Source organism: Streptomyces sp. NPDC093109, assembly GCF_040701725.1.
Classification (GTDB): Bacteria; Actinomycetota; Actinomycetes; order Streptomycetales; family Streptomycetaceae; genus Streptomyces.
Map to the genome: position 1 here is coordinate 1 of NZ_JBFBEZ010000102.1, position 3,274 is coordinate 3,274.

A 3,274-nucleotide genomic window follows, 5' to 3' on the forward strand; every position below is an offset into this window, starting at 1 on the left:
CAGTACGCCGGCCCTGCGCAGCCATCACCCCGACGGCACCGTCACCGAAACCTGGGCCGATACCGGCACCCGGGCACGGGGCACCGTCAGCCGCGTTCAGGACACCCCCGTCCCCACCCGCAACCTGTGGAACGCGCCGGGGGCCCGTGCCGAGCAGGACCGGGAAACGACGGGCGAGCCGGAACCGTCGCACGCCCCGGCGCGGGAATCCGCCGGGGAGCAGCCCACCGTCGAGGCCGACCCGGCGCTGTTCCGGGCCGTGAGCTCCCGGCTGCCGCAGGGCACCCCGGGGCCGGCTCCCGGCAGTGACTCTCCCGTACAGGTCCCGGCGTCCGTGGTACGGGAGCACGCGCAGGCCTGGTGGTCGGCGATGGGCAGCGCGCCCGAAACGACGCCTGAGGTGCTTGAACAGACGTTCCAGCAGGTTGCCGACCGCGTGGCGCGGGGCGAGTCGCCCGTGCCGTACATGCTGGAGGACGCGACCGGGGGCTTGGCCGACCCGGCCCGCGGTGGTCTGGAGTTCGGCCGTGAGATCGAGTTCGACCTTCCCCATGGCCTCACCCATGAGCAGAAGAACGCCGTGTACCAGGCGCTCGTCGACGACCTGAGAGCTGCGGGGCTGACCACGCAGACCGGGATCGGTGAGACCCACGAGGTGCAGACGGAGGGTTATACGAGCTCCAGGGACGGATGGCGCCTGGAGACGGACCCCACCGTGGACGCCGAGCTGGTCTCCCCCATCCTGCACGACACTCCGCAGACCTGGCGGGATCTGCGGACCGCTGTGGGTATCATCCGCAACCACGGCGGCAAGATCACGAAACGGACGGGCGGGCATGTCCATGTGGGCACGCGTTCGTACGGCACCGACGTCCTGCCGTACGAGGCGCTGCGGGGGCTGTTCACCGGATACCAGGACGAGTTGTGGCGTCTGGCGATGAACCCGCGCGCCGACGCCCACCGCGGTCTGGATCAGGCCGGGCAGCTGCCCGAGCAGTCGCCCGGCCGGTACACCAGCGTCCAGGACGTCCCCAGCGGGGAGAAGAAGGACGCGCTGAGCTTCAGGCGTGTCCAGGGCAAGGGCACGGACCACGTGGAGTTCCGGCACCCGGACGGCGGTCTGGATGAAGCGGACATTCAGACGGACATAAAGATCGCGCTGGGTCTTGTCCACGCGGCCCTGCGACTGGCCCACAACCCGGGCTGGCGGCCGCCCGCCCACGAACAGGTGGGGGCGCACGCCGACGTGGTGCAGGGAGTGCGCCATGTCGGCGACGGGCCCGAGCCAGTGGTCGTCTTCGAGCCGGACACGCCGGAGAGGACCGAACGGCTGCGCGGCATGCTCGACACCATCTTCTGGCGGCGCGCGGACCGCGAGCAGGCCATGGCTCGGCTCGCGATGACGTCGTGGTACGGCGGCCCGGGAGCCGGGCGAGCCCGCTCCGAGCTGCTGGAACCGGCCGGGATCGCGGGTCTGGAAGGGCTGGAATCGCTGGGCGGTGTCTTCGTGAGGAAGGTGCCAGGTGCCGCCGTGTTCCGTCCCACCGACGGTGCGGTCGACCGGGGGGAGGAAGCGACGGCCGCCCGGCTGCGCGCCATGCTCCCCGGTGGCGATGGCTTCGTCGCGATGGTCACGTTCCCGCGGCGCCCGCCTTATGTGCCGAACGCCGTCGGTTTCGACGGAAGCAAGCGGCTCGGCGCCGCGGAGTTCAGGGCGATGTTGCCCCACCTGGGCTGGTCGCCGGGGCAACCGCTGGCGGTTGCCCACCCGGTCGAGGACACCCCTGGAGGGCTGGTCGCATGGGCCGCCGAGCTGGCCGCCGCCATCGGAGCCCCTGTCCACATCCCGGCCAACGCGACTGAGTACGCGGAGGACATCGAGATATCGTCGGAGCGCCTGGAGGGTGTCCCGGGTCTGGGGATCTTCGGCCCGCCCGGTGGTTCGGTGTCCGACGACGGCGATATGACCACCGTGCCGGCGAACGCGTGGTTCCGGCTGTCTCCGGGAGCGGCAGCCGACGCCGGGCGGCGGGATGACGCCTGGCTGGCCGGGACCGGGTTCGTGTCGTACACGGACGCACAGGCGGAACAGCCGCAACAGCCGGAGACCCGAGTAACGGTCATCGACCTGGGCCCCGCGACGGACACGCCTCCCGCCGGCGAGCGGCTCGCCCTGGAGCCGGAGGACCTGGCGGTCCACGAGGGCGCGATCGGCTATCTGACGGGGCTGGATGCCGACGAGAGCCGTCGGGTGAACGCGTGGGCCATTGAGCGGGTGGGGGCCGATCACCACGTGCCCATGTCTCTTGAGCCGACTGCTGAGGATCATGCGCGGCAGCGGCTGGTGACGGACTTCGCCTCCATGGTGGCGTACACCTTTGGCACGCGGGGCACGCGGGTGGCGGAGGAACTCTCTCTGCGTTTGGCGCACGAATACGGCACTCGGCGGACGGTTCAGGGTCGTGGTGGGGCTCAGGATGATGTGTCGCCCGTGGTGTTGGCGCAGCTCCGTTATATGCAGGAGTCGGTGAGGTTCGAGAGGGCTCTCGCGGGTTATCTGTCCGAGCACGAGGCTGCCAATGCCGAGCTCGGAAAGATGGCGCGGGCTGCGTGGAGCCACGCCGAAATGGATCCCAGGTTCCAAGGGGAATTGCATTATTTCGGCCATGTGAATCCGCGGACCGTGGGGGCCGTGGGGAATTCGCTGAGTGACCTGAAACGTGTGGCGTACGAGGGGAATCTGCGTGAGCGGCTGACGTTCCTGTTCTTTGGGCTGAGTTCGGCCCTGATTCGCGATCTTCTGGGTGTCAAGATGAATACCCCCAGGGAAGTTAGGGCGGAGCGAGCCGACCGTGTGAATGTCGATGCGCGGATTCTTTACATGGAAGAGCGCAAGCGAATCGAAACCGCGGATCTGTCGAATGAGGAGAGGGCGCGGGCGTATCGGGAAGCCGAAGAGATTCTGCGGTCGAATTTCCGGGCGTCGGAGGTGCGTCCGCCGCTGAGTGAGGCCGAGCGGCGGATGGTGGGTGACGCGGAGATCTTGCCGTGGGCGTCGGCGGAGAAAAAGTTCTCCATCCGGATGGGGAGTGATTTCCAGCGGCGTTCGGAGGCCACGGGCGGCCTGATACGCACGGGCACGTCCGGTTCCACGTATCTGTTGATGCGCGCTGCGGTCCATATGAATGAGATCTGGGGTCTTGATCTGGATCCCGTTCTGATCCGGCTGGCCGCGATCGGTGGCATGGTGTCGGCCGGGCACCACACGTTCCAC

At 68.8% G+C, this 3,274-nt stretch carries 1 protein-coding gene; it reads left to right on the top strand.

Going from position 1 to position 3,274, the window contains the following annotated elements; translation table 11 throughout:
- Positions 1-3,274 (top strand): hypothetical protein (locus AB0389_RS37690; protein WP_366400104.1); only part of this gene is annotated, 3,274 nt, incomplete at both ends.